Raw genomic sequence first — 23636 nt, 5'->3', positions numbered from 1 at the left:
TTCTTCAGCCCCACTTGTTTTCCGGAGGGCCCATGAGCCTGCAAGAACTGAACAGCTTCCCCGGCGTGACCGCGCAGCCTGATACCGCGACCCAGAACTTCGTGTTCAACCACACCATGCTGCGCGTCAAGGACATCACCAAATCCCTGGATTTCTACACGCGTGTCCTCGGTTTCTCACTGGTGGAAAAGCGCGACTTCCCGGAAGCGGAATTCAGCCTGTATTTCCTCGCGCTGGTCGACAAAAGCCAGATCCCGGCCGACGCCGCAGCACGCACCGAGTGGATGAAATCGATCCCCGGCATTCTCGAACTGACCCACAACCATGGCACCGAGAACGACCCGGAATTCGCCTATCACAATGGCAACACCGACCCACGCGGCTTTGGCCACATCTGCATTTCGGTACCAGACATCGTTGCCGCGTGCGAGCGCTTTGAAGCGCTGGGCTGCGATTTCCAGAAACGCCTGAATGACGGTCGCATGAAAAGCCTGGCTTTCATCAAGGACCCGGATGCCTATTGGGTCGAGATCATTCAGCCTGCGCCGCTGTGATGCAAAAACCCGTCTTGTGGGAGCTGGCCCAGCGTTGGCGTCCTTGAAATCGCCATCGCCGGCAAGCCGGCTCCCACAATGATCGCGGACACAAAAAACCCCATGATCGCTCATGGGGTTTTGTGTTTTCAGCGCCGTGGTTTACGCCGGGGCCGAGGTGCGAATCAAGTGATCAAACGCACTCAGGGATGCCTTGGCGCCCTCGCCCACGGCAATCACGATCTGCTTGTACGGCACGGTGGTTACGTCGCCAGCGGCAAATATGCCCGGTACCGAGGTCTCGCCACGGGCATCGACGATGATCTCGCCACGCGGCGACAACTCGATGGTGCCCTTGAGCCAATCGGTGTTAGGCAGCAGACCGATCTGTACGAAGATCCCCTCCAGCTCCACGGTCCGCAGCTCATCGGTCTTACGATCCTTGTAGCGCAGGCCATTGACTTTCTGCCCGTCGCCGGTGACTTCAGTGGTTTGCGCATGGGTGATCACGGTCACGTTGGGCAGGCTGTTCAGCTTGCGCTGCAAGACCGCATCGGCGCGCAGCTGCACGTCGAACTCCAGCAGCGTCACGTGGGAGACGATACCCGCCAGGTCGATAGCCGCTTCGACACCGGAGTTACCGCCGCCAATCACCGCCACGCGCTTGCCCTTGAACAGCGGGCCGTCGCAGTGCGGGCAGTACGCCACGCCTTTGTTGCGATATTGCTGCTCACCCGGCACGTTCATTTCACGCCAGCGAGCACCGGTCGCCAGGATCACGGTCTTGGCTTTGAGCTTCGCACCGCTGGCGAAGTGCACTTCGTGCAGCTCACCGTCCTTGCCGGGTAGCAACTTGTCGGCGCGCTGCAGGTTCATGATGTCCACGTCGTACTGCTTGACGTGCTCTTCCAGCGCTACCGCCAGTTTCGGTCCTTCGGTCTCCTGCACCGAGATGAAGTTTTCGATGGCCATGGTGTCCAGCACCTGCCCACCAAATCGCTCCGCCGCCACACCGGTACGAATGCCTTTGCGAGCTGCGTAGATCGCCGCCGAGGCACCGGCCGGGCCGCCGCCGACCACCAGCACGTCAAAGGCTTCCTTGGCGCTGATCTTCTCGGCTTGCCGCTCGATGCCGCTGGTGTCGATCTTGGCGAGGATTTCTTCCAGGCCCATGCGGCCCTGGCCGAAGTTCACGCCGTTGAGGTAGATGCTGGGCACCGCCATGATCTGGCGCTCATCGACTTCGGCCTGGAACAGCGCGCCGTCGATGGCGACATGACGGATGTTCGGGTTCAGCACCGCCATCAGGTTCAGCGCCTGGACCACGTCCGGGCAGTTTTGACAGGACAGCGAGAAGTAAGTCTCGAACTTGAACTCACCCTTGAGCGAGCGGATCTGTTCGATCACTTCGACACTGGCCTTCGAAGGGTGGCCGCCGACTTGCAGCAAGGCCAGCACCAGCGAAGTGAATTCGTGGCCCATCGGGATACCGGCAAAACGCAGGCTGATATCAGCCCCCGGGCGATTGATCAAGAACGATGGCTTGCGTGCGTCGTCACCGTTGTCGAGCAAGGTAATTTGGGTGGAAAGACTGGCAACGTCTTTCAGTAGTTCGAGCATTTCCCGGGATTTCGCACCGTCGTCGAGGGAGGCAACGATCTCGATCGGCTGGGTGACCCGTTCCAGGTACGATTTCAACTGGGCTTTTAGATTGGCGTCCAACATACGGGCGATTTCCTTTTGATTCTTTAAAAAAAACGCCCGATCGAATCTCGCCCGGGCGTTTTTATTGGGCGGTGCAGCTTGCTTAGAAGGTGCGGAAGTCCGCCCTGATGAAGCGCGTCACAGACTTAGATCTTGCCGACCAGGTCCAGGGACGGCGCCAGAGTGGCCTCGCCTTCTTTCCACTTGGCAGGGCAAACCTCGCCTGGGTGAGCAGCGACGTACTGGGCAGCCTTGATTTTGCGCAGCAGTTCGGAAGCGTCGCGGCCTACACCGCCGTCATTCAGTTCGACGATTTTGATCTGGCCTTCAGGGTTGATCACGAAGGTGCCACGGTCAGCCAGACCCGCTTCCTCAATCAGCACGTCAAAGTTGCGGGAGATGGTGTGGGTCGGGTCGCCGATCATGGTGTACTGGATTTTGCCGATCGCTGGCGACGTGTTGTGCCAGGCAGCGTGGGCGAAATGAGTGTCAGTGGAAACGCTGTAGATCTCGACGCCCAGCTTCTGGAAGGCATCGTAGTTGTCAGCCAGGTCTTCCAGCTCGGTTGGGCAAACGAAAGTGAAGTCAGCCGGGTAGAAGAAAACGACAGACCACTTGCCTTTCAGGTCAGCGTCCGAGACTTGTACGAAGTCGCCGTTTTTGTAGGCGGTCGCTTGGAACGGTTTAACTTGGCTGTTGATGATAGGCATCGTTGACTCTCCATCGGGGTTAAGAAGTTGATGGGGAGAACTTTACCCACTCGACGGACGGTTGGCTCATTGGCAAACCTCATGCCGCTGATTGGCGTTGGCTATTAGCCAACCTTATTAATAGAAGAAAAGCGTATTTACGGGCCCAACGACTTTTCCGCGAGGCGGGCCATGCCCAGGAACGGACTGGCTTCGATGTAGCGCATGGCCGACTTCATGTCCTTCCAACCCACATAGCTCATCAACGACTTCAAGTCCCAACCACTCTGATGCGCCCACGAGGCAAAGCCGCGGCGCAACGAGTGACTGGTGTAGTGCTCGGCCGCAAGGCCCGCACGCCCCAATGCCTGGCGCAGCAGAGGAATGACACTGTTTGGGTGCAGGCCCTCCTCGCTCAAATGCCCCCAGCGATCGATGCCGCGAAACACCGGACCACGGACCAATGCCGCTTCACCGATCCAGTCGATGTAGGCCTGCACCGGACATAAACGCTGCAGCGCGGGTGTCTGGTACGTCTTGCCAAGGTTCTCGCGGTCACTCTTGCTGCGCGGCAGGTACAGGCTGATGCCCGAACCGGCGCTGGCCTGCACATGCTCGACCTGCAGGCGACACAACTCATCGCTACGGAACCCACGCCAGAAGCCGAGCAAAATCAACGCGGTGTCGCGCCGGGCGCGGAGCAACCCCGGACGATCACCCTCGGCCCTGGCCGTTTGCGCCTCTTGCTCCAGCCAGCCGATGACTTGCTCAAGGTGCTGTAGTTGCAGGGGCTCGGCCTGTTTCTCCTGGGCCGGATGCAGCGCACGAATCCCCTTGAACACCTTGCGCACCACAGGCGCCTTGGTTGGGTCGGCGAACCCCTGACTGTTGTGCCACTGGGCCAGCGCCGACAACCGCAACTTGAGGGTATTGATCGACAACACGCCGGCATGGGCCACCAGATACCGCGCCACGCTGTCGCCCGTTGCCGGCAGGAACCCGCCCCAACTGACTTCGAAGTGCTCGATGGCGGCGCGATAGCTACGGCGAGTGTTGTCGCGCGTCGCCGCTTGCAGGTAACGATCCAGCTCACTCATGGGTCCAACTCTCGAATGCGTACCGCTTTTACGGGTGAAAAATCGGTTTTCCGATGATCACACGGGGTAATACCAGTATATCCCGTGTCATTCGTCGCCTGTATTTATCTTTTAATATTCGATGGTACAATGCGTAATACGGCATTACGTACCACACATCAAAATCGCAGGAGTAATCATGGCCCGTGGCGGCGTTAACAAAGCAGTGGTTCAAGCCGCGCGTCTGGCGATCCTCGCCCGTGGCGAAAACCCGAGCATCGATGCAGTACGGATCGAGATGGGCAATACGGGCTCCAAGACCACGATCCATCGCTATCTGAAAGAACTGGGGGAAGGCACTCAACCTGATGACACGGAAGCGCCGGAGCCTATCGACGATGAGTTGCTGGCCCTGGTGTCACGACTGGCGCAACGCCTGAAGGAACAGGCACAAGAACCTATCGACCAGGCCCGCGAGCAGTTCGAACAGCAACGCAAGGACCTGGAAACCCGGCTGCACGAGGCCGAGCAGGCCAATACGCAATTGCAGCAGCACTACGAACTCCAAAGCCTGGCACTGGCCCAGGAATCCGAGGCCCTGCACAGCACCCGCTCCATGCTGCAGACCGAACAAACCCGCAATGCCGGACTGAACCAGGCACTGGCGGATTTCGAATTGCGCTTGCAAGACAAGGACGAGCAGATCCGCTCGCTGGAAGAGAAACACCTGCATGCCCGCGACGCGCTGGAGCACTACCGCAACGCCGTTAAAGAGCAGCGCGAGCAGGAACACAGCCGCCATGAAAGTCAGGTGCAGCAGTTGCAGATGGAATTGCGCCAGGCTCAGCAGAGCACCCTGGTGCGCCAGGATGAAATCACCCAGTTGCACCGCGACAACGAGCGCCTGCTGACCGAAAACCGGGGAACCCTACGCGAGCTGAGTTCGCTGCAAGAGCAGCTCAAGCAAAGCAACAGTCGCCAGGATCAGTTACTGGAACAAGCCAATCGCGTTGACGGCGAACGCACCCTCCTCCAGGAACGCCTGCGCGTCGCCCTGCTGGAAAGTCAGTCGCTGAAACAGAACGTCGATGAACAGCTGCAGATCAACAAGTCGCTGGAAATCGAATTGATCAAGGCACAGGCAGAACTGGAAGAAAGCGAGCGTCTGGCGGCTGCCGTTGCGACAGCGCCAGACACCGCCAAGAACGATTAGCCGGCAACCGGCGTGCGCATGGTGACGAACTCTTCGGCGGCCGTCGGGTGCACGCCGATGGTCTCGTCGAAGTGGCGCTTGGTGGCGCCAGCCTTCAAGGCAATCGCCAGGCCCTGGACGATCTCGCCCGCCTCTGGACCGACCATGTGGCAGCCCAGCACCTTGTCGGTCTTGGCATCCACCACCAGTTTCATCAGCGTGCGTTCCTGGCATTCGGTCAGGGTCAGCTTCATCGGCCGGAAACGGCTTTCGAAGATCACCACATCGTGCCCCGCGTCGCGCGCTTCTTCTTCGGTCAAACCGACGGTGCCAATGTTCGGCAAGCTGAACACCGCCGTCGGGATCATTTTGTAATCCACCGGACGATACTGCTCAGGCTTGAACAGGCGACGGGCCACCGCCATGCCCTCGGCCAGTGCCACGGGTGTCAGCTGGACGCGACCGATCACATCACCGAGCGCCAGAATCGACGGCTCAGCGGTCTGGTACTGCTCATCCACCTCCACGAAACCTTTCTTGTCGAGTTTCACCCCGGTGTTTTCCAGCCCCAGGTTATCCAGCATCGGACGCCGGCCGGTGGCGTAGAACACACAGTCAGCCTCCAGGTGCCGGCCGTCCTTGAGCGTCACCTTCAGGCTGCCGTCGGCCTGCTTGTCGATGCGCTCGATGTCGGCATTGAATTGCAGGTCCATGCCGCGCTTGGTCAGCTCCTCCTGCAAATGCTTGCGCACCGAACCGTCGAAACCGCGCAGGAACAGTTCGCCGCGATACAGCAACGTGGTTTTCGCGCCCAGACCGTGGAAAATCCCTGCGAACTCGACGGCGATGTAGCCACCGCCGACCACCAGCACACGCTTGGGCAGCTCTTTGAGGAAAAACGCCTGGTTGGAGCTGATCGCGTGCTCATGCCCCGGAACCTCCGGAATCTGCGGCCAGCCGCCGGTCGCGATCAGGATGTGTTTGGCACTGTGGCGCTCGCCATTGATCTCGACCGTGTGCGGGTCGACGATCATGGCGTGACCTTCATGCAAGGTCACGCCACTGTTGACCAGCAGGTTGCGGTATATGCCGTTCAGGCGATTGATCTCGCGGTCCTTGTTGGCGATCAGCGTCGCCCAATCGAACTGCGCTTCATCCAGGCTCCAGCCAAAACCCGAAGCCTGTTCGAAGTCTTCGGCGAAGTGCGCGCCGTAGACCAGCAGTTTTTTCGGCACGCAGCCGACGTTGACACAAGTACCACCCAGGTAGCGACTCTCGGCCACGGCCACTTTCGCGCCGAAACCGGCTGCAAATCGGGCAGCCCGCACACCGCCAGAGCCGGCACCAATCACATAAAGGTCAAAATCGTAGGCCATTTTCTATCTCCTCGGCAGGCCATCAGCATACCCGCCGCCATGGGTTGGGCAAGCGCTGCTATCGATATGGGGCCCGAAAATGAAAAAGCCACCCGTAGGTGGCTTTTTCAGTACAGGCAGCTCAGGCGCTATCAGTAAGCCTTGCCAGTCTTGTAGAAGTTCTCGAAGCAGAAGTTGGTCGCGTCGATGTAACCTTCGGCGCCACCGCAGTCGAAGCGCTTGCCCTTGAACTTGTAGGCAATCACGCAACCGTCCTGCGCCTGCTTCATTAGGGCGTCAGTGATCTGGATCTCGCCACCTTTGCCCGGATCGGTCTGTTCGATCAGGCTGAAGATGTCCGGCGTCATAATGTAACGACCGATGATCGCCAGGTTCGACGGGGCATCTTCCGGTTTTGGCTTCTCGACCATATTACGCACGCGGTACAGATCATCACCAATCAGGTCGCCTGCAATCACGCCGTATTTGCTGGTTTCTTGCGGGTCGACTTCCATGATTGCGACGATGGTGCAGCGATACTGCTTGTACAGCTTGACCATCTGCTTGAGTACGCCGTCACCTTCCAGGTTGACGCACAAGTCATCCGCCAGCACCACGGCGAACGGCTCGTCGCCGATCAGCGGGCGACCGGTCAGGATGGCATGGCCTAGACCTTTCATTTCCGTCTGGCGCGTGTAGGAGAACGAGCACTCATCCAACAGGCGGCGGATACCGACCAGGTATTTTTCCTTGTCGGTGCCCTTGATCTGGTTTTCCAACTCGTAGCTGATGTCGAAGTGGTCTTCCAGAGCGCGCTTGCCACGACCGGTAACGATGGAAATCTCGGTCAAACCGGCATCCAGAGCTTCTTCGACGCCGTACTGGATCAGTGGCTTGTTTACCACCGGCAGCATTTCTTTGGGCATGGCTTTAGTCGCTGGCAGGAAGCGAGTACCGTAACCGGCTGCTGGGAACAAGCATTTCTTGATCATAAAAGTCCTTGAAAGGGCTGTGTGTACGAGTTTCGGCGCAGTCTAATCAGGCGGAGAGCACCTTACAATGCCCCGCACTGGCTAACCGATGCCATCATAGAGAAATATTTCGGCGGATAGTTCCACCGGGAGCTCCGAAGATTGCTCAGCAGCCTGTTATTGATAGCAGACACCGCCAGACTTGCACGGTTTGTCATCTGAACGGGCAATCGGCCCACCATACGCCCATCCGCACCCGATGCGTGCATTTGGCGTTATCATGGCGCGATTGAACCAGCCAACGAGGCAGATAGATGTCGGCAGCAAAGAGCGTCAACGGTTTCCTGATCAACAAGGCAATGGATGGACAGTGGTGGGTAGGCAGTGTCGCCGGTGAGAATATTGCCGGCCCCTTTCCGACCGAAGCCATGGCGATCGAAGTGGCGTCGGTGCTGGAGCTGGAGCACCCGGAGCCCAAGCGACGCGGCAAGGACAAGCACTGATCGGCACCCAAGGCCCTGCCATTGCGCAGGGCTTTTTCATGAAAACCGGCAACAAGTGGCCTATCGCTATAACCTTTTGCTGCCGGCGCTGTCACAGCTTTTGCCCACCTCTTTGACGACGAAAACGACATGACTAAATTCTTGCCACTGATCGCGGTATTGGCCCTGAGTGGCTGTGCGACGTCCCAAACCACGTACTTGAATAACGGCGAACAGGGTCTGGCCATTGATTGTTCCGGGGAAGCCAACTCCTGGGCCACCTGCTACGAAAAGGCCGACGCCTCGTGCGCCGGCACCGGTTACCGGATTGTGGGCACCGATGGCACGCCCGCCACCAAGGAAAGCGACAAAACCCTGGGCGTCGACGTCGGCAACTACAAGAATCGCAGTGTGGTGGTGGTCTGCAAGTAAGGCGTGCGGCCTTTACATGTGGATTTCGGCGAACTTGATACCCAGGCCCCGAACCGTTTCGATCAGGTCGTCGAGGCGACTGAAGGATTCCACTTCATCGTTGTCGTCCACCAGAAAAAAACTGCGCCCTCCGCTTTTCTTGAAAAAAACGATCCATTCGCCCGGATCTGCCGGGTTCTGAATCACGTGGGTGCCAGAGACCTGCCCCTTTGAATGGCGCTCCCGTACTTGCTCTCGCTTCATGCTCGACTCCAGAAATGACAATGCCGCCAAAGTCTTGCTTTGACGGCATCGGTGCTGACCGTTGGTATTGTATCAGCCGGAAATGCACTCGGTGGCAGCGTCGCGCACATCCCGTGGGCGCAGGGGCACGTTGGAAATACGCTCATGCAGCTTGATGCTGCTGCCGCCGGAGCGATGTTCGATATCGAATACGGCCGCTGGCCCGGACGAGAACTTCTGCGGCACGATGACTCGAACGTCCTCTTTATGCGTTTCTATCTGCAAGGCACCACGGCTGCTGGCGAGCTTTTCGCTCAGGCATTGCGCGTACTCATGGGGCTTCTTGCCTGAAATCACGTTCATGGTGGGCAGGGTCTCGCTGATCTCCGCGACACTTGCACACCCACTGATTGCCAGAAACAACGGCAGGACCCACGCACCCCACTTCATATAAAACCTCCAATAAAGACCCTCCGACAGCAAAGACGCTGTTTTTCTCCAAGGCACACTGTATTTAATGCCCAAGGATTGCCCGATATCGGTTTTTTATTGCCAAATCGGACCTCAACGACCCGATAATAACGCCTGCGGGCTGATAAACTGCGCCAATCGCCCATTGCTATCGTTTTGATTTTGTAGAAAAAGCCCTTCTGGAGGCGCCCATGAAATTTATCCACCAGCGCGAGCACCTCAACGAAGACGACATCGTCGTCATCCAATGCTCCCAAATGTGCAACATCCGCTTGATGAACGACGCCAACTTCCGCAGCTTCAAGAATGGCGGCCGTCATACCTACCACGGTGGCGCGTTCGACACCTTTCCGGCCCGCATCACCGCGCCGAGCACCGGTTTCTGGAATATCACCATCGACACCGTCAACCGCCGGGCGATCAGCGTGACCCGTAAACCGACCCTGACTCATTCGATCAAGATCATCCGCCGCACCAGCTCGAAATTGAGCTGAGTGACGCCCCAGCCCGCACACAGACAGGTATGACCGTGGCCCAAACGACCAAATACGTCATCAAATACAAGCTTAACGGCGAACGTCGCTTCGAGTTCGCCCAGCTTGAAAACGGCACGGCAGAAGAAGCCAAAGCCGCGCTGGAAGCCATTCACGGCCAGAGCGAAGACGTCATCAGCGAGATCAGCGTCAGCAAAGCGCTGTAACACCCTGTGGAGCGGCAACATGGATGTCTGCTCCCGGCGTTGATCATTCGCGTCATGGCATCCCTCGCCTGCACAGCGAAAAACGGCTTTCCCCAGGCATTATTTCCACAATGCATCATGGATCACCATGAACCCGACCACCCCTGATCTGTTCGCCGACGCGGAACCCGTGCAGCAACCCCGGCGTGAGCAAATCGGCGAACAGTCATACGTATTGAGAGGCTTTGCCTTACCCTGGCTGGAACGTTTGCTGCCGGCACTCGAGGCTGTGCTGGCTGCGGCACCGTTTCGGCAGATGATCACGCCGGGCGGGTTTACCATGTCGGTCGCCCTGAGCAGTTGTGGCGCCTTGGGCTGGACCACTGACCGCAGCGGTTATCGCTATACGCACCACGATCCGCAGACAGGCCAGCCGTGGCCGGACATGCCGGAGATTTTCTTGCAGTTGGCCCAGGCCGCCGCGCAAGAGGCTGGTTTCAGCGAGTTTCTCCCCGACTCCTGCCTGATCAACCGATACCTCCCGGGGGCGAAAATGTCTTTGCATCAGGACAAAAACGAATGCACCTACGCCGCGCCGATCGTCTCGGTATCGCTCGGCTTGCCGGCAATGTTCCTGTTCGGCGGTTTTGAACGCAGCGATAAAAGCCAGCGTGTCCCGCTGCTGCACGGCGACATCGTGGTCTGGGGTGGCGTTGATCGCTTGCGCTATCACGGTGTCCTGCCGATCAAGGAAGGCCAGCATTCACTGCTGGGTGAACAGCGGATCAACTTCACCTTCCGCACGGCGGGATGAACCTGTCGAATTTGACCGCAAGCACCGGAGTGTGACGGCACGCCGACGTGGTTAATCTGCCGTAAACAGGTCAACGGACTTCCCGCCATGACAAGCCATACGACAAAAAACACCGCTGAACTCGACCCACGCTGGGCCGCCGTCGTCGCTCGCGACCCGCACGCCGATGGGCAATTTGTCTATGCCGTGAAAACCACCGGCATCTACTGCAATCCCAGTAGCCTGGCGCGCTTGCCGAATCCGCAGAATGTCGAGTTCTTCGACACGGCCGAACAGGCACAAGCAGCGGGTTATCGTCCGAGCAAACGCGCGGCGAAGGATCAAAGCGCCGTGGCCGCGCAGCATGCCGCCACCGTGGCCGCCGCTTGCCGGCAGATCGAAAGCGCGGAAACGCTCCCGGCCTTGAACGAACTGGCCGAAACAGCGGGACTGAGCAGTTTTCACTTTCATCGAGTGTTCAAGGCTGTCACCGGCCTGACGCCCAGGGGTTACGCCGCTGCCCATCGTTCCCGCAGGGTTCGGGAGTGTTTGACGGATGGCGGTTCGGTAACCGACGCGCTGTACGACGCCGGCTTCAACTCCAACAGCCGTTTTTATGAAGCAGCGGATCAACTGCTGGGCATGAAACCTGCGGATTATCGCGCGGCCGGCCAGAACAACGACATTCGGTTTGCCGTCGGCCAATGTTCCCTGGGCGCGATCCTGGTGGCGCAGAGCGAGCGCGGGGTTTGCGCCATTTTGCTGGGGGACGATCCGCAGCAACTGGTCTGCGATCTGCAGGACAAGTTTCGCCGGGCCAATCTGATCGGTGCCGATCAAGACTTCGAGCAATTGATCGCCAGGGTTGTGGGTTTTATCGAGGCCCCGGCGCTGGGCCTGGACTTGCCTCTGGACGTGCGTGGCACGGCGTTTCAGGAGCGGGTCTGGCAAGCCCTGCGGGACATTCCCGTCGGCCGCACGGCCAGCTACGCCGATATCGCCCGGCAAATCGGCGCGCCAAAAGCCGTTCGCGCGGTGGCCCAAGCCTGTGGCGCGAACAGCCTGGCGGTAGCGATTCCCTGCCACCGCGTGGTGCGCAGCGATGGCAATCTGTCGGGCTACCGCTGGGGCGTAGAGCGCAAGCGGCAGTTGCTGGAACGGGAAGCGCAGTAGCGGTAAACACGGCGGTAAATCCTGCAGGGCAACGCGTCCCCTTATGGGATCTGCCGCAGGCAGGATGGCTGGTTTGTCAGCGGTTGACGTCGACGACAACCCTGCCCCGCAGTTGGCCGGCGAGCAAACGTGGCGCCGCTTCAATCGCTTCGCTCAATCCGATTTCGTGGCTGATCAGTGGCAACAGGTCAAAATCCAGATCCCGGGCCAGACGATTCCACGCCTCGACCCGCTTGGCTTTGGGTTGCGTCACGCTGTTGATGCCCGCCAGGGTCACGCCACGCAAGATGAACGGCGCGACAGAGGCCGGGAAGTCCATGCCCTGGGCCAGACCACAGGCAGCGACCGTACCGTTGGCCTTGGTGCTGGCGCAGGCATTGGCCAGGGTGTGACTGCCGACCGAATCGATGACCGCAGCCCAGCGCTCCTTCGCCAGGGGCTTGCCCGGCTCGGACAGCGTGGCGCGGTCGATGATTTCGCTGGCCCCCAGTTGCTTGAGGTAGTCGTGTTCCGAAGTACGGCCGGTGGACGCCACCACGCGATAACCCAGTTTGCTCAATAGCGCGATAGCGAAACTGCCTACGCCGCCATTGGCGCCCGTCACCAGGATTTCGCCTTGCTCGGGCGTCACGCCGTTATGCTCCAGCGCGAGGATGCACAGCATGGCCGTGTAGCCTGCCGTGCCGATGGCCATCGCCTGAGCGGCGGTAAACGCCTTGGGCAGCGGAATCAGCCAGTCGCCATTCAGGCGTGCCTTCTGCGCCAGGCCGCCCCAATGCCCCTCACCCACCCCCCAGCCATTGAGCAGGACGTTGTCACCCACCTTGTAGTCCGGATGCCCGCTGACTTCGACAGTGCCCGCCAGATCGATCCCTGGCACCATCGGGAATTTTCGCACCACCGGGCTACTACCGGTGATCGCCAGGCCGTCCTTGAAATTCAGCGTGCTGTAGGCGACACGTACAGTCACATCGCCCTCGGGCAATTGGTCGTCATGGATCTGCTGCAGCGTGGCCCGGTAACCGCTGTCGTCTTTCTCGATCAAAATACCTTGGAACATGACTGTCTCCTGGTGTGATTATTTGTTGTGGCTTGAATTAAATACCATATCGCAAAAAAATGCCGCATTCGACTTTAAGCCAATCGATAAAACCTCGGGGCCTTTCCATGACCTGCGGGGATGCGTTTTCCGGTGCTCAGGTCGGCTGGCCCCGCCCGCCGCGAACCGCTACCGGGCCCATCGCGCATTTGGCGCCGCTGGCGGGCTGCTACGCCGCTGATTCAGCGTCAAACAAGACTGGCCTCGGGACAGTCATTGCTGCTACAAAACCGCTTGAACCGCCCTGCCCGGTTTCAACGTCGGAGACCTCAAAAATGAGCCTATGGCCAGACACTCGTATTCTTGATCTGTTCGGGATCGAGCTGCCCGTTATTCAAGCCCCCATGGCCGGTGCCACCCAGTCATCCATGGTGATTGCGGCAAGCAATGCCGGCGGCCTGGGCTCGATGCCCGCCGCCATGCTGAGCATCGAGCAATTGCGCGCCGAGTTGACGACCATTCGTCAACACAGCTCACGCCCGTTCAACGTCAACTTCTTCTGTCACCAGCCGCCGGCTGCCGATGAGCAACGCGCGCGTGACTGGAAAAACCTGCTGGAACCCTATTACCGGGAGTTGGGCGTCGACTTTGAGGCGCCGACGCCGGTGTCCAACCGCGCGCCCTTCGATGTCGCGGCCTGTGAGGTGATCGAAGCGTTTCGCCCCGAAGTGGTCAGTTTTCACTTTGGTCTGCCGGAAAAATCCTTGCTGGATCGGGTAAAAGCCACCGGGGCAAAGGTGGTGTCTTCGGCCACCACCGTCGAAGAGGCCATCTGGCTTGAACACCATGGCTGCGACGCGATCATCGCCATGGGTTACGAGGCAGGAGGACATCGCGGAATGTTTCTCAGCGATGACCTGAGCAGCCAGGTCGGGATCTTTGCCCTGGTGCCGCAAATCGTCGATGCGGTGCAGGTACCCGTGATTGCCGCTGGCGGCATTGCCGACGCGCGAGGTGTCGCGGCAGCCTTCATGTTGGGCGCTTCGGCGGTGCAAGTGGGTACGGCCTATCTGTTTACGTCGGAAGCCAAGGTCAGTGCGTCTCATCACCAGGCGTTGCGTACCGCCCGGGAGAGCGAGACCGCCGTCACCAACATTTTCACCGGACGCCCGGCGCGCGGCATCCTCAATCGGGTCATGCGTGAACTGGGGCCGATGAGCGACAAGGCGCCGGCCTTTCCGCTGGCCGGCGGCGCGTTGATGCCTTTGCGGGCGAAGGGCGAAGCGGATTTCAGCAATCTCTGGGCCGGACAGGCATTCCCTTTGGGTGTGGAAATGACCACGGCAGCGTTGACCCGACGACTTGCTGAAGAAGGGTTGGCGAAATTGCTTGGACGCTGACGATTCCTCAAGTCAACACAAACCTGTGGTGAAGGGGGCTTGCCACAGTCCAATGCACCCAAGTTCCGTTTGCAGGCATTTCGCTATATATTCTGATATATAGCGTTACCTCTATGTAATGCCTGCCACGGAGCCGTTTCATGTCCCATAGCGCCTCACGTTTCGCCCCTGCTTGCCTGACCAGCCTTCTCGCGGCGTTCGCCTTCGGCTGCGCCCAGGCGGACGAAGTCCAGGTGGCGGTCGCTGCCAACTTCACCTCGCCGATCCAGGCCATCGCGGCGGGCTTCGAAAAAGACACCGGTCACACGCTGGTGACCGCCTTCGGCGCGACGGGTCAGTTCTACACCCAGATCAAGAATGGCGCGCCGTTCGAAGTGCTCCTCTCGGCGGACGACACCACCCCGAAAAAACTCGAAGACGAAGGCGACACGGTCAAGGGCTCGCGCTTTACCTACGCCGTCGGCACCCTGGCGTTGTGGTCGGCCAAGGAAGGCTACGTCGATGCCCTGGGCAAGGTCCTGAGCGACAATCAATACCAGCATCTGTCCATTGCCAATCCAAAAGCCGCTCCCTATGGCCTGGCGGCCACCCAGGTACTGGCCAGGGAAGGTCTGACCGACAAGGTCAAGGACAAGATCGTTGAAGGCCAGAACATCACCCAGGCCTATCAGTTTGTCTCCACGGGCAATGCCGAGTTGGGTTTTGTCGCGCTGTCGCAGATTTACAAGGACGGTAAAATCACCAGCGGTTCGGCCTGGATCGTTCCGGCCAGCCTGCATGACCCGATCAAACAAGACGCGGTGATCCTCAACAAAGGCAAGGACAATCCGGCTGCCCAGGCACTGGTTGACTACCTTAAAGGGCCGAAAGCCGCCGCCATCATCAAGTCCTACGGTTACCAACTCTAAATGACGCTATCGAGTGCCGATTTTTCCGCCATCTGGCTGACCCTGAAACTGGCGTCCCTGACGACCGTCATCCTGCTGGTGATCGGCACTCCGATAGCGTTGTGGCTCTCGCGCACCCAATCCTGGCTGCGCGGCCCGGTCGGGGCGATCGTCGCCCTGCCCCTGGTGCTGCCGCCCACGGTGATCGGTTTTTATCTGTTGCTGGCGCTGGGCCCGAACGGCTTTGTCGGCCACTTCACCCAATCGCTGGGGCTGGGCACCCTGACCTTCAGTTTCGCAGGGTTGGTCATCGGTTCGGTGCTGTACTCGATGCCGTTTGTGGTCCAGCCCCTGCAAAACGCTTTTTCCGCCATCGGCACCCGCCCGCTGGAGGTGGCCGCGACCCTGCGCGCCAATCCCTGGGACAGTTTTTTCAGCGTAACCCTGCCGCTGGCCCGCCCCGGCTTCATCACCGCCGCCATCCTCGGCTTCGCCCATACGGTCGGCGAATTCGGCGTGGTGCTGATGATCGGCGGTAACATTCCCGATAAAACCCGAGTGGTCTCGGTGCAGATCTACGACCACGTCGAAGCCATGGAATACGCCCAGGCCCATTGGCTGGCCGGGGCCATGCTGGTGTTCTCCTTTGCGGTGTTGCTGGCGCTGTACTCCAGCCGTAAAGCCAAAGCGGGCTGGAGCTGATCGATGATTCAAACGCGCCTGAAATTGAGCTACCCGGGGTTCCACCTCGATGTCGACCTGCAACTGCCCGGCCGTGGTGTCACCGCACTGTATGGCCATTCCGGGTCCGGCAAGACCACCTGCCTGCGCTGCATCGCCGGTCTGGAAAAGGCCGATCAATGCTTTATCCAGGTCAACGATGAAGTCTGGCAGGACAGCGAAAGGAAGATTTTCGTGGCGCCGCACAAGCGGGCCCTGGGTTACGTGTTTCAGGAGGCCAGCCTGTTTACGCATTTGTCGGTGCTGGCCAACCTGGAGTTCGGGCTCAAACGTATCCCGAAACCCCAGCGTCGGGTCGACATGGCCCACGCAACCGAACTGTTAGGCATCGGCCACCTGCTGGATCGCCATCCACAACACCTGTCGGGCGGGGAACGCCAGCGAGTCGGCATCGCTCGCGCGCTACTCACCAGCCCGAAACTGTTATTGATGGACGAACCGCTGGCGGCGCTGGACGCCCAGCGCAAAAGCGAAATCCTCCCGTACCTGCAACGACTGCACGACGAACTGGACATCCCGGTGTTGTATGTCAGCCACTCCCAGGATGAAGTGGCGCGCCTGGCCGACCACCTCGTCCTGCTGAGCAACGGCAAGGCGCTGGCCAGCGGCCCGATCGGCCAAACCCTGGCACGCCTGGACTTGCCACTCGCGCTGGGCGACGACGCCGGCGTGGTGATTGAGGGGCGCGTCTGTGCCTATGACAGCCACTATCAATTGCTCACCCTGCAACTGCCCGACACGCCCTTGAACATTCGCGTGGCGCACACGCCAATGGCCACGGGCCAGGCGTTGCGCTGCAAGGTTCAGGCGCGGGATGTCAGCCTGAGCCTGCACAGCGCCGAGCACAGCAGCATCCTCAATCTTCTGCCGGTCACTGTGGTCAGCGAGATGGGCGCCGACAATGCCGCCCATGTACTGATCCGTCTCGACGCGGCGGGAACCCCTTTGTTGGCGCGTATCACCCGCTTCTCCCGCGACCAGTTGAATGTCCATCCCGGCCAGCAACTCTGGGCGCAGATCAAAGCCGTGGCGGTGCTCGCGTAAAGGCATTGGCACGACTGAGGCGGCGCGGGGTCAATGCCTTTAACGGCCCCCTGACTCCTCGCCAAGGACAATTGCCATGCCCGATGCGCTGCCGTCCGACCTGCACTACGTGGATGACACCCAACCCGGAATCCGCCGCCAGAAACAGCGCGGCAAGTTCTACTATTTCGATCCGGCGGGACAACGCATCACCGACCCGGACGAGATCCGGCGCATCAACGCGCTCGCGGTGCCGCCGGCCTACACCGACGTGTGGATCTGCGCCGACCCGCGCGGGCACCTGCAAGCCACCGGCCGTGATGCCCGGGGCCGCAAGCAGTACCGGTATCACCCACGCTGGCGTGAAGTTCGCGATCTGGACAAGTATTCGCGCCTGCGGGATTTCGGCCTGGCCTTGCCGAAACTGCGCAAACGGCTGGAAGCCTTGTTGGCCGCGCCGGGTTTCAGCCGCGACAAGGTCATGGCCACGGTCATCACCTTGCTCGATGCCACGCTGATCCGCGTCGGCAACACTCAATATGCCCGGGACAACCGCTCCTACGGCCTGACCACGCTGCGCAACCGGCATGTCGAGATCAACGGCAGTGCGATCCTGTTCCAGTTTCGTGGCAAGAGTGGCGTCGAACATCAGATCACCGTGAAAGACCGGCGACTGGCACGCATCATCAAGCGCTGCCAGGAGATCCCCGGACAAAACCTGTTTCAGTACCTCGATGAAAACGGCGAGCGACACAGCATTACCTCGTCCGACGTCAACGCCTACCTGCAAACCCTGACCGGTGCCGACTTTACCGCCAAGGACTACCGCACCTGGGCCGGTAGCGCCCTCGCCCTTGCGGTGCTGCGAGAGTTGCAATGGCAACCGGAATCGGAGGCGAAGCGGCACGTGGTGGAGATGGTGAAAAACGTCGCCCGACAGCTGGGCAATACACCGGCGGTGTGCCGCAAGTGCTACATCCATCCGGCGGTGCTCGAAGGCTTTGTGCTGGGTACATTGGCGCAGTTGCCCAAGCCGCGGATGCGTAAAGGCCTGCGTGCCGAGGAAGTCGGACTGGCCATGTTGCTGGAGAAACTGGTGTCTGAACCGACGAATTGACTGTCTATTTTTTGCACGATTGCAAATGACTTCTATAGTTGATGTGTAAACGAATCAGCTGCGGTGACGCCATGGAAGACATTTTCGTCGTGAAGCGATGCAACAAGATCATCATTCATGGCCGCCGGGCCGGAGAAACCGCTCACTCGCCTCCTGACGCCGCCGTCTGGTATCGCATCGCCGATACCCGAACCCACGGTTTCATCGGTGACGGTTACGATCTCGAGGAAGACGCCCGGCACGTTTGCCGACAGCTCAACGCCAGGTCACACATCATGGCCCGACAAGGCTGATGAGCTTTAGCGTGCCTTGTAGGGGTCTATACTGAAAGGAGCTGAAGGACCAGCAATCCATCGGTAGAAAGCTCGCGCCCGGCGGGCTTTTTACTGCCAACTGCCAGGTTTCTCAAACGGAGGTGTTTTCCATGTCCGAAAAAGAGTCCATCACCACCCTGCTCACCCTGCTCGACTCGCGCCAGGTTCGCTTGGCTGCGGCGTGCAAGGAAATCGCCGACTGGGTCGATCATCAAGGCGGACATCCGACAGCCCTCAGAATTCGTGATCGCCTGAACGACATCGAAAAGGATACGCCGCTGATTCGCAACACCCTGTCGTCGCTCAAACCTGTCGAGCCTCCGCTGCCACGGTTCAGATGATTCGAATCGCACATTCGATGCTAAGGCGCGACCCGATGTAGCAGGCATGATTGGCGAGATTATCGTCACCGGTTGCGTGCCTGCCTGATTGCCTTCCATCCCCCCTGCCCAGCCTTGCGCCGGGATTTTTTTGTGTCCGGGTCACGACCGAACGTCCTCGACCGTGAGTGGTCAAACGCTTACACGTCACCAAGGAGACGTTCTGATGGTCACTCACTTCAAAGTCAGCGGGCATTTGGCCTGCGGTCACAAAGGCACCAATCTCACCTCGACCCGCGAACTCAACCGGGTGAAATGCAGAAGCTGCCGCAACACCGACGTTTTCAAGGAAGCACGCCGGAACGAACGTAATGCGGCACGTCGCGCCGCCCGCAAAGCCAAAGTCGTGCATATCGTCAATGACTGGCGCCAGGCGTGGACCGAACGGTTGTCGGCCATGGCGGGACGGCAAAGATTGCCACGGGGCTTTGGTAGTCAGGCTTACGTCTAGACAAAAAAATCGGGCCGATCACATCGGCCCGAATTTCATGGGTCACAATCCGGCGGACTCGCGAGGCTGATGTCCGACACGCTGCAGTGGCGATAGTCAGTTTCCTCGACTAGGGTCTCAAACGTATCGAACTGCGGTGCCTTTATTGGCAGGAGCCTGATCAAGGAGGAAGCGATGTCACCCACGCGTAGTGCCGAACACACCTATCGTCAGTGGTCCAGCCCTATCCTGCTGGAACTCAAAGCGCGAGAGCACCAGTTGACCCCGTCGGACCGCGAAGCGCTGCACAATATTCTGCTGGAAAGAAGGCTGATAAACACTGGCAATCCAGCAGGCCCGGATCGGCGCAAGGCAGCGCCGCCCGATGATGCGAACCGTTAAAAACAGCTGATGTTGCAAAGCCCGATCCCGATGTCGGGCTTTTTCATTCCCCCCCTCAAGGTGCGCCGCACGCCCCCTGCGCGGCGATGCTTATGAGACTGGTACGCAGTCCGTAAACTCGCAACATCTCGCGGATATGGCGATTCGCACTGCAATCAAATACCAGAGCAAGTTGATGGGTCGTCGCCTGAAACGGACGACACCGGTCAACAGAGGTGAATCCACGGTTGTCCAGCATGCGAATACTCCTGTTCACAAATGAAACAGGGCAGGCAGCAGGCCCCGGACTGTGCCTGCCCCTGTGCGTCAGAAGTCGACCGTCGCGGACAGTTGCAAGGTCCGCGGATAACCTGGCGAAAACGCGCCATACGAAGCAACGCCCGACCAGTACTCACGATCGAACACGTTCTGCACCGTGGCGCGGAAAGTCGTCGGCCGGCCTTCGATTTTCGTCGCATAACGGGCGCCGGCATCGAAACGGGTCCAGGCGTCCAGCTCCTGGGTATTGGCCTGGTTGACGTACTGACTGTCGGTATAAATCGCACCGCCGGTGAGGGTGAACCCTTCGAGCCATGGCGTATCCCATTCGGCCCACAGATTGGCCTGCACGTCTGGCACACCGACCGGTTTGTTGCCACGGTTGGCGGCTGTCGCCGAATCGGTCAATTCGCCGTCGAGCACCGTCACGCCGCCCATCAGGCGAGTGCCTGGTGCCACCTCGCCGAACATGCTCAACTCGATCCCGCGGTTGCGTTGTTCGGCTTGTACCGAAAACACGTTGCCGGCGCCGATTTCACCGCTCGGTTTCTCGATCTGGAACAACGCCAGGGTGGTCATGAAGGTGCCGTGTTCGTATTTCACACCGAGTTCATGCTGCTTCGATTCATAAGGCGCGAATGTCTCGCCGGCATTGGCCGCCGTCCCCGGTGCAATATCCCCTTTGCTCAAGCCTTCTACATAGTTGTAGTAGAGGGAAACGTCTTCCCAAGGCTTGACCACTACACCGACCAGAGGCGTGTTGGCGCTTTCGTTGTATTTCGAACTGACCGAACCCGCTGCGTTGTAGTTGCGAGATTCGATGTCCTGCCGACGCACGCCAAGGGTCAACTGGAAACGATCATCGAGCATGGACAGTGTGTCGGTCAGCGCAACGCCTGACAGTTCCGACTCGGAGATGCGCAGCACCTTCGGTGAGTTGATGTATTGCTTGGGCACATCGATCGGGTGATAGATGTTCGAACGGATCTCGGTGCCATTGGTGATTCCCCGGGACAGCTCATCCTGATATTTAGTCGCCATCAGCGTCGTCGTGTGGGTGATCGGCCCGGTGGCGAACACACCACGGATACCGGCGTCCGCCGTTGAGCGATCAACGTTGAACTTGTAGTAGCCCGGAATATTGCTGGTATCGCCAGCGTCGTTGACGATTCTCGGCACCTGGTCGGACAGGCGTTTGACGTCTGATTTGCCGCCACCGGCGTGGGCAAACACAGTGACCGTGTCGGTCAGGTCATATTCGCCGCCAAGCAAGGCCGACTGCTCTTTGGTGTCCGACCAGCCCCATTTCTGCGGCAGGTTGGTGCGGCCATTCGGCGCGGACGGGACATCGATGCCCGGCGCCACGGTGAATGGCCGCGAGGCCGCCTCGAAACTCTCTTTCTGGCTGATGTAATCGAGGTTCAGGCGCAAGCGCTCGCCACGGTAATCAAGCGCGATGGCACCGATACCAAGGTCGCGGTGCTGATCGTCGATGGCCGTGTCGCCACCCTGCAGGTTGCCGTTGAAGCGCACGCCAAATTGATTGTCCGTGCCAAAGCGACGGCTCAGATCCAGATGACCACCCACCTGGGAATCCGAAGCGTAAGTGGTGGTGACCCGCGTCAGGTCTTCATCCAGCGGACGCTTGGGCACGATATTGATCACGCCGCCGACGCCGCTGTTGGGCGAGATGCCGTACATCAACGCCCCTGGCCCCTTGAGCACTTCGACCCGTTCGGCGTAGTCGGTAAACACGCGATAGTTCGGCGCTACGCCATACACACCGTCGAATGCCAGCTCGCCAAGATTGCCTTCGCCGATCGGGAAGCCGCGAATGAAAAACGAATCGACGATACCGCCGGTTTGACCGGTGGAGCGCACCGAAGGATCACGCTCCAGCGCATCGGCAACGGTCACGGTTTGCAGGTCAGCAAGGGTCTTGGCGGTGTAACTGGTGACACTGAACGGCGTGTCCATCACATCCTTGTTGCCCATCATGCCCAGGCGGGCTCCCCGTGCAACCTGGCCACCGGCGAAGGTTTCCGGCAACGAAGTCGGGCCGCTGTAGGAAGCATTGATGTGAGTGGTGTCGAGCGTCAGCGCGTCCGGGCTGTCATCGGCCGGCGTGGCTGGCGCGACGTTAGAACGCGGGTCGGCGGCAACGTCTTGTTGCTCGGGGCTGGCGGCCCAGGCGCTGGCGCTTCCTGCGACCAAAATAAAATTCAGCATGGCGGTACGCATGGCAAGCGTTAGCACGCGCTCACCGCTGGGACGACTGACAACAGGCATGACGTGGAGATCCTTTCATCAAGTGGAAATGGTAATCACTCCTATTGCCAGTCAATTCACGAAAAAGTATCACCCCCGGAAAAGTTTTTTTGGATGGGCCCGGCGAGGGTCAGGCGTACAGCCGCTCCAGCGGTATCGCGACCCTTGGTAACGCGGGGTCGAATGCATGCCGGGTGGTCTTGTATGGAAAGAGTTCACCGCGGGCGATGGTGGTGAATATCTGCGCCACTTCGAACGCCTGCCCTGTCTGCCAATGCCGTACACAGACCCGCGGATCGGTGTAATCGAGCTGGATGCAGGGCACCCGCTTCAAACCCAGTTGCAACGCGGCGTTGAAGCGGTGATTACCGTCCATCACGATGCCGCGCGAACGCTCGACGATGATCGGTTCCAGCCAATGTCCCGCACGAACGATCGACTCACGCAACATCGTCACATTGGCCGGATCGACCTGCTCCGACTGCAGCACCTGGCACAGTGGCCGCAACGCAATCTGATAACCCTGTTCCATGGTGATCTCCTGGCTCGCCGGCGGTTCAGCAGGCATCGGCGCGGGCAATGGGCGTGTGCTGGCGGGCGACATCGAGCAGGCGCTGGGCGTGCTCGATCAGCGGCAAATCGACCATCTCACCGTCCACTTGCACCGCGTGACTGCCCGTGGCCACCGCGCTCATCACCCGATCGGCCCAGGCCAGCTGGCGCGAGTCCGGCAGGAAGGCGCGCTGCACCGTGTCCAGTTGCGCGGGGTGGATGCACAGCTTGGCGCCGAAACCCAGCGAACGCGCGTAATGCGAGTCCCCGGCGACCACCGTCAAATCGCTGATCGCCGGCGTGACACCATCGATCGGCGACGGCAAATCGGCGGTGCGCGAAGCCAGCACAATGCGGTTGCGGGCGAACAGAAACGCCTCGGGTATCTGGCTGCAGTTGATATCGAGGGAAAAATCCAGTGAACCGAACGCCAGGCGTGCCAGGCCGGGGATCGCCGCAATTGATTCGACCTGCTGTAGCCCTTTGGCGGTCTCGATGATTGCGACGATCTTCAGCGTCGGCTGCCACTGCCGCAGACGTTCGACCACTCGGCTCAAGGCCTCGGGGCACTCGGCCTTGGGCAGGAAAATCCCGTTGCAGCGCTGCGGGTAGCGCATGTCGTTGAGCCAGGTCAGGTCCTGGCGAAACAACGTGCTGCTGACGCTGTTGAGGCGAATGTAACGCTCGCAGGCAACGCAAGGCGTAGTCTCCTGCCAGGCCCAGATGGCGGCGCGGGCGGCCGGTTTGCTGTCCGGGTGCACGGCGTCCTCAAGATCGAGAATGATCGCATCGGGCCCCGCTTCGACCGCTTTGGAAAAGCGCTCGGGACGATTACCCGGCACGAACAGGTAGCTGATCGCGAGTGGGGCCTTGCTGTTGAGTCGATCGAATTGCATGGCGTTGCTCCTTGGCGTGAACCAGTCGTGGTTTCTGAACATTTTCCGGCCCCGTCAGCGGCAGATCCGGGTGCTCGTCCGGGGCCTCTTGCAACAACCCTTAACGCCTTGGGGATCAAGGCATTAAAGGACTTTTTTATTTCGGGACGACCGCTTC

28 protein-coding genes are annotated in these 23636 nt (G+C 59.8%); 17 read left to right on the top strand and 11 right to left on the bottom strand.

The window, feature by feature from the left end; genetic code table 11:
* Positions 1–32: 32 nt before the first annotated feature.
* Entirely contained in the window at positions 33–554 is a 522-nt protein-coding gene (gene gloA, locus ACX3YD_RS14380; RefSeq protein ID WP_103403020.1) for a lactoylglutathione lyase, read from the top strand.
* 141 nt (positions 555–695) lie between these two features.
* Here gloA and ahpF read toward each other — a convergent pair whose 3' ends face one another.
* From ahpF to ACX3YD_RS14365, 3 genes are all read right to left on the bottom strand, one after another.
* Entirely contained in the window at positions 696–2258 is a 1563-nt protein-coding gene (ahpF, locus tag ACX3YD_RS14375) for an alkyl hydroperoxide reductase subunit F (protein ID WP_458960336.1), read from the bottom strand.
* A 125-nt stretch (positions 2259–2383) separates the two neighbouring features.
* Entirely contained in the window at positions 2384–2947 is a 564-nt protein-coding gene (ahpC, locus tag ACX3YD_RS14370; protein ID WP_458960335.1) for an alkyl hydroperoxide reductase subunit C, read from the bottom strand.
* A 137-nt stretch (positions 2948–3084) separates the two neighbouring features.
* Complete coding sequence (locus ACX3YD_RS14365; protein ID WP_103403017.1) at positions 3085–4023, bottom strand: site-specific integrase; 939 nt, start codon at positions 4021–4023, stop codon at positions 3085–3087.
* A 178-nt stretch (positions 4024–4201) separates the two neighbouring features.
* Here ACX3YD_RS14365 and ACX3YD_RS14360 point away from each other — a divergent pair, with 178 nt between their 5' ends.
* Positions 4202–5215 (top strand): DNA-binding protein, encoded by a 1014-nt coding sequence (locus ACX3YD_RS14360; protein ID WP_458960334.1) that lies wholly within the window; start codon positions 4202–4204, stop codon positions 5213–5215.
* Here ACX3YD_RS14360 and gorA read toward each other — a convergent pair.
* Positions 5212–6570, bottom strand: coding sequence for a glutathione-disulfide reductase (gorA, locus tag ACX3YD_RS14355; protein WP_458960333.1), 1359 nt, complete (start codon positions 6568–6570; stop codon positions 5212–5214). The two genes, ACX3YD_RS14360 and gorA, sit on opposite strands and share 4 nt — an antisense overlap.
* 131 nt (positions 6571–6701) lie before the next feature.
* Complete coding sequence (gene galU, locus ACX3YD_RS14350; protein WP_047529432.1) at positions 6702–7541, bottom strand: UTP--glucose-1-phosphate uridylyltransferase GalU; 840 nt, start codon at positions 7539–7541, stop codon at positions 6702–6704.
* A gap of 293 nt (positions 7542–7834) precedes the next feature.
* Here galU and ACX3YD_RS14345 point away from each other — a divergent pair, with 293 nt between their 5' ends.
* Both ACX3YD_RS14345 and ACX3YD_RS14340 read left to right on the top strand, forming a co-directional pair.
* Positions 7835–8023 carry a hypothetical protein gene (locus ACX3YD_RS14345; protein ID WP_458960332.1) on the top strand — a complete coding sequence of 63 codons (189 nt, stop codon included), beginning with the start codon at positions 7835–7837 and terminating at the stop codon, positions 8021–8023.
* 129 nt (positions 8024–8152) lie between these two features.
* Positions 8153–8434, top strand: a complete 282-nt coding sequence (locus ACX3YD_RS14340; protein ID WP_047529436.1) for a hypothetical protein — start codon at positions 8153–8155, stop codon at positions 8432–8434.
* 12 nt (positions 8435–8446) lie between these two features.
* On the opposite strand, the gene ACX3YD_RS14335 is transcribed toward ACX3YD_RS14340, so the two are convergent.
* Together ACX3YD_RS14335 and ACX3YD_RS14330 are read right to left on the bottom strand one after the other, a co-directional pair.
* Positions 8447–8677: a hypothetical protein gene (locus ACX3YD_RS14335; protein WP_047529438.1), complete on the bottom strand. Its 231-nt coding sequence runs from the start codon at positions 8675–8677 to the stop codon at positions 8447–8449.
* Positions 8678–8749: 72 nt separating this feature from the next.
* Entirely contained in the window at positions 8750–9106 is a 357-nt protein-coding gene (locus tag ACX3YD_RS14330; RefSeq protein ID WP_047529440.1) for a hypothetical protein, read from the bottom strand.
* Between the two features lie 212 nt (positions 9107–9318).
* Between ACX3YD_RS14330 and ACX3YD_RS14325 the strand changes: the two genes are divergently transcribed.
* The 4 genes from ACX3YD_RS14325 to ada all read left to right on the top strand — a co-directional run bounded on the left by ACX3YD_RS14325 (position 9319) and on the right by ada (position 11772).
* Positions 9319–9621, top strand: coding sequence for a DUF1883 domain-containing protein (locus tag ACX3YD_RS14325; protein ID WP_047529442.1), 303 nt, complete (start codon positions 9319–9321; stop codon positions 9619–9621).
* Between the two features lie 35 nt (positions 9622–9656).
* A complete protein-coding gene (locus tag ACX3YD_RS14320; protein WP_090469670.1) occupies positions 9657–9827 on the top strand; it encodes a hypothetical protein in 171 nt (56 codons plus the stop codon).
* A gap of 127 nt (positions 9828–9954) precedes the next feature.
* Entirely contained in the window at positions 9955–10620 is a 666-nt protein-coding gene (gene alkB, locus ACX3YD_RS14315) for a DNA oxidative demethylase AlkB (RefSeq protein WP_458960331.1), read from the top strand.
* Positions 10621–10707: 87 nt separating this feature from the next.
* Positions 10708–11772 (top strand): bifunctional DNA-binding transcriptional regulator/O6-methylguanine-DNA methyltransferase Ada, encoded by a 1065-nt coding sequence (ada, locus tag ACX3YD_RS14310; RefSeq protein WP_458960330.1) that lies wholly within the window; start codon positions 10708–10710, stop codon positions 11770–11772.
* Positions 11773–11848: 76 nt separating this feature from the next.
* Here the strand turns inward: ada and acuI are convergent, their stop codons facing one another.
* Complete coding sequence (acuI, locus tag ACX3YD_RS14305; RefSeq protein WP_047529449.1) at positions 11849–12832, bottom strand: acrylyl-CoA reductase (NADPH); 984 nt, start codon at positions 12830–12832, stop codon at positions 11849–11851.
* A gap of 314 nt (positions 12833–13146) precedes the next feature.
* Here acuI and ACX3YD_RS14300 point away from each other — a divergent pair, with 314 nt between their 5' ends.
* From ACX3YD_RS14300 to ACX3YD_RS14260, 9 genes are all read left to right on the top strand, one after another.
* Entirely contained in the window at positions 13147–14211 is a 1065-nt protein-coding gene (locus tag ACX3YD_RS14300; protein WP_103404624.1) for an NAD(P)H-dependent flavin oxidoreductase, read from the top strand.
* 140 nt (positions 14212–14351) lie between these two features.
* Positions 14352–15119, top strand: coding sequence for a molybdate ABC transporter substrate-binding protein (gene modA / locus ACX3YD_RS14295; RefSeq protein WP_458960329.1), 768 nt, complete (start codon positions 14352–14354; stop codon positions 15117–15119).
* Positions 15120–15800 (top strand): molybdate ABC transporter permease subunit, encoded by a 681-nt coding sequence (modB, locus tag ACX3YD_RS14290; RefSeq protein ID WP_458960328.1) that lies wholly within the window; start codon positions 15120–15122, stop codon positions 15798–15800. It abuts the gene before it with no gap.
* A gap of 3 nt (positions 15801–15803) precedes the next feature.
* Entirely contained in the window at positions 15804–16883 is a 1080-nt protein-coding gene (gene modC / locus ACX3YD_RS14285; protein ID WP_458960327.1) for a molybdenum ABC transporter ATP-binding protein, read from the top strand.
* Between the two features lie 76 nt (positions 16884–16959).
* Positions 16960–17979, top strand: coding sequence for a DNA topoisomerase IB (locus ACX3YD_RS14280; protein ID WP_458960326.1), 1020 nt, complete (start codon positions 16960–16962; stop codon positions 17977–17979).
* A 71-nt stretch (positions 17980–18050) separates the two neighbouring features.
* The gene (locus tag ACX3YD_RS14275; RefSeq protein ID WP_103404628.1) at positions 18051–18272 is read left to right on the top strand and encodes a hypothetical protein; all 222 of its coding nucleotides are present in this window, start codon (positions 18051–18053) and stop codon (positions 18270–18272) included.
* Between the two features lie 131 nt (positions 18273–18403).
* Entirely contained in the window at positions 18404–18634 is a 231-nt protein-coding gene (locus tag ACX3YD_RS14270; RefSeq protein WP_008031039.1) for a hypothetical protein, read from the top strand.
* A gap of 205 nt (positions 18635–18839) precedes the next feature.
* Positions 18840–19124 (top strand): hypothetical protein, encoded by a 285-nt coding sequence (locus ACX3YD_RS14265; RefSeq protein ID WP_458960325.1) that lies wholly within the window; start codon positions 18840–18842, stop codon positions 19122–19124.
* Between the two features lie 174 nt (positions 19125–19298).
* Positions 19299–19505: a hypothetical protein gene (locus tag ACX3YD_RS14260; protein ID WP_103404630.1), complete on the top strand. Its 207-nt coding sequence runs from the start codon at positions 19299–19301 to the stop codon at positions 19503–19505.
* 306 nt (positions 19506–19811) lie between these two features.
* On the opposite strand, the gene ACX3YD_RS14255 is transcribed toward ACX3YD_RS14260, so the two are convergent.
* From ACX3YD_RS14255 to ACX3YD_RS14245, 3 genes are all read right to left on the bottom strand, one after another.
* The gene (locus ACX3YD_RS14255) at positions 19812–22052 is read right to left on the bottom strand and encodes a TonB-dependent receptor (RefSeq protein ID WP_458960324.1); all 2241 of its coding nucleotides are present in this window, start codon (positions 22050–22052) and stop codon (positions 19812–19814) included.
* A gap of 109 nt (positions 22053–22161) precedes the next feature.
* Complete coding sequence (locus ACX3YD_RS14250; RefSeq protein WP_130208098.1) at positions 22162–22563, bottom strand: ParB N-terminal domain-containing protein; 402 nt, start codon at positions 22561–22563, stop codon at positions 22162–22164.
* A gap of 25 nt (positions 22564–22588) precedes the next feature.
* Positions 22589–23479: an HpcH/HpaI aldolase/citrate lyase family protein gene (locus ACX3YD_RS14245; protein WP_458960323.1), complete on the bottom strand. Its 891-nt coding sequence runs from the start codon at positions 23477–23479 to the stop codon at positions 22589–22591.
* Positions 23480–23636 lie beyond the last annotated feature (157 nt).

The organism is Pseudomonas fluorescens group sp. PF-1, from assembly GCF_054481335.1.
The sequence above is the reverse complement of the archived record's forward strand: the minus strand, read 5'-3'. Positions and strand labels throughout refer to the sequence as shown.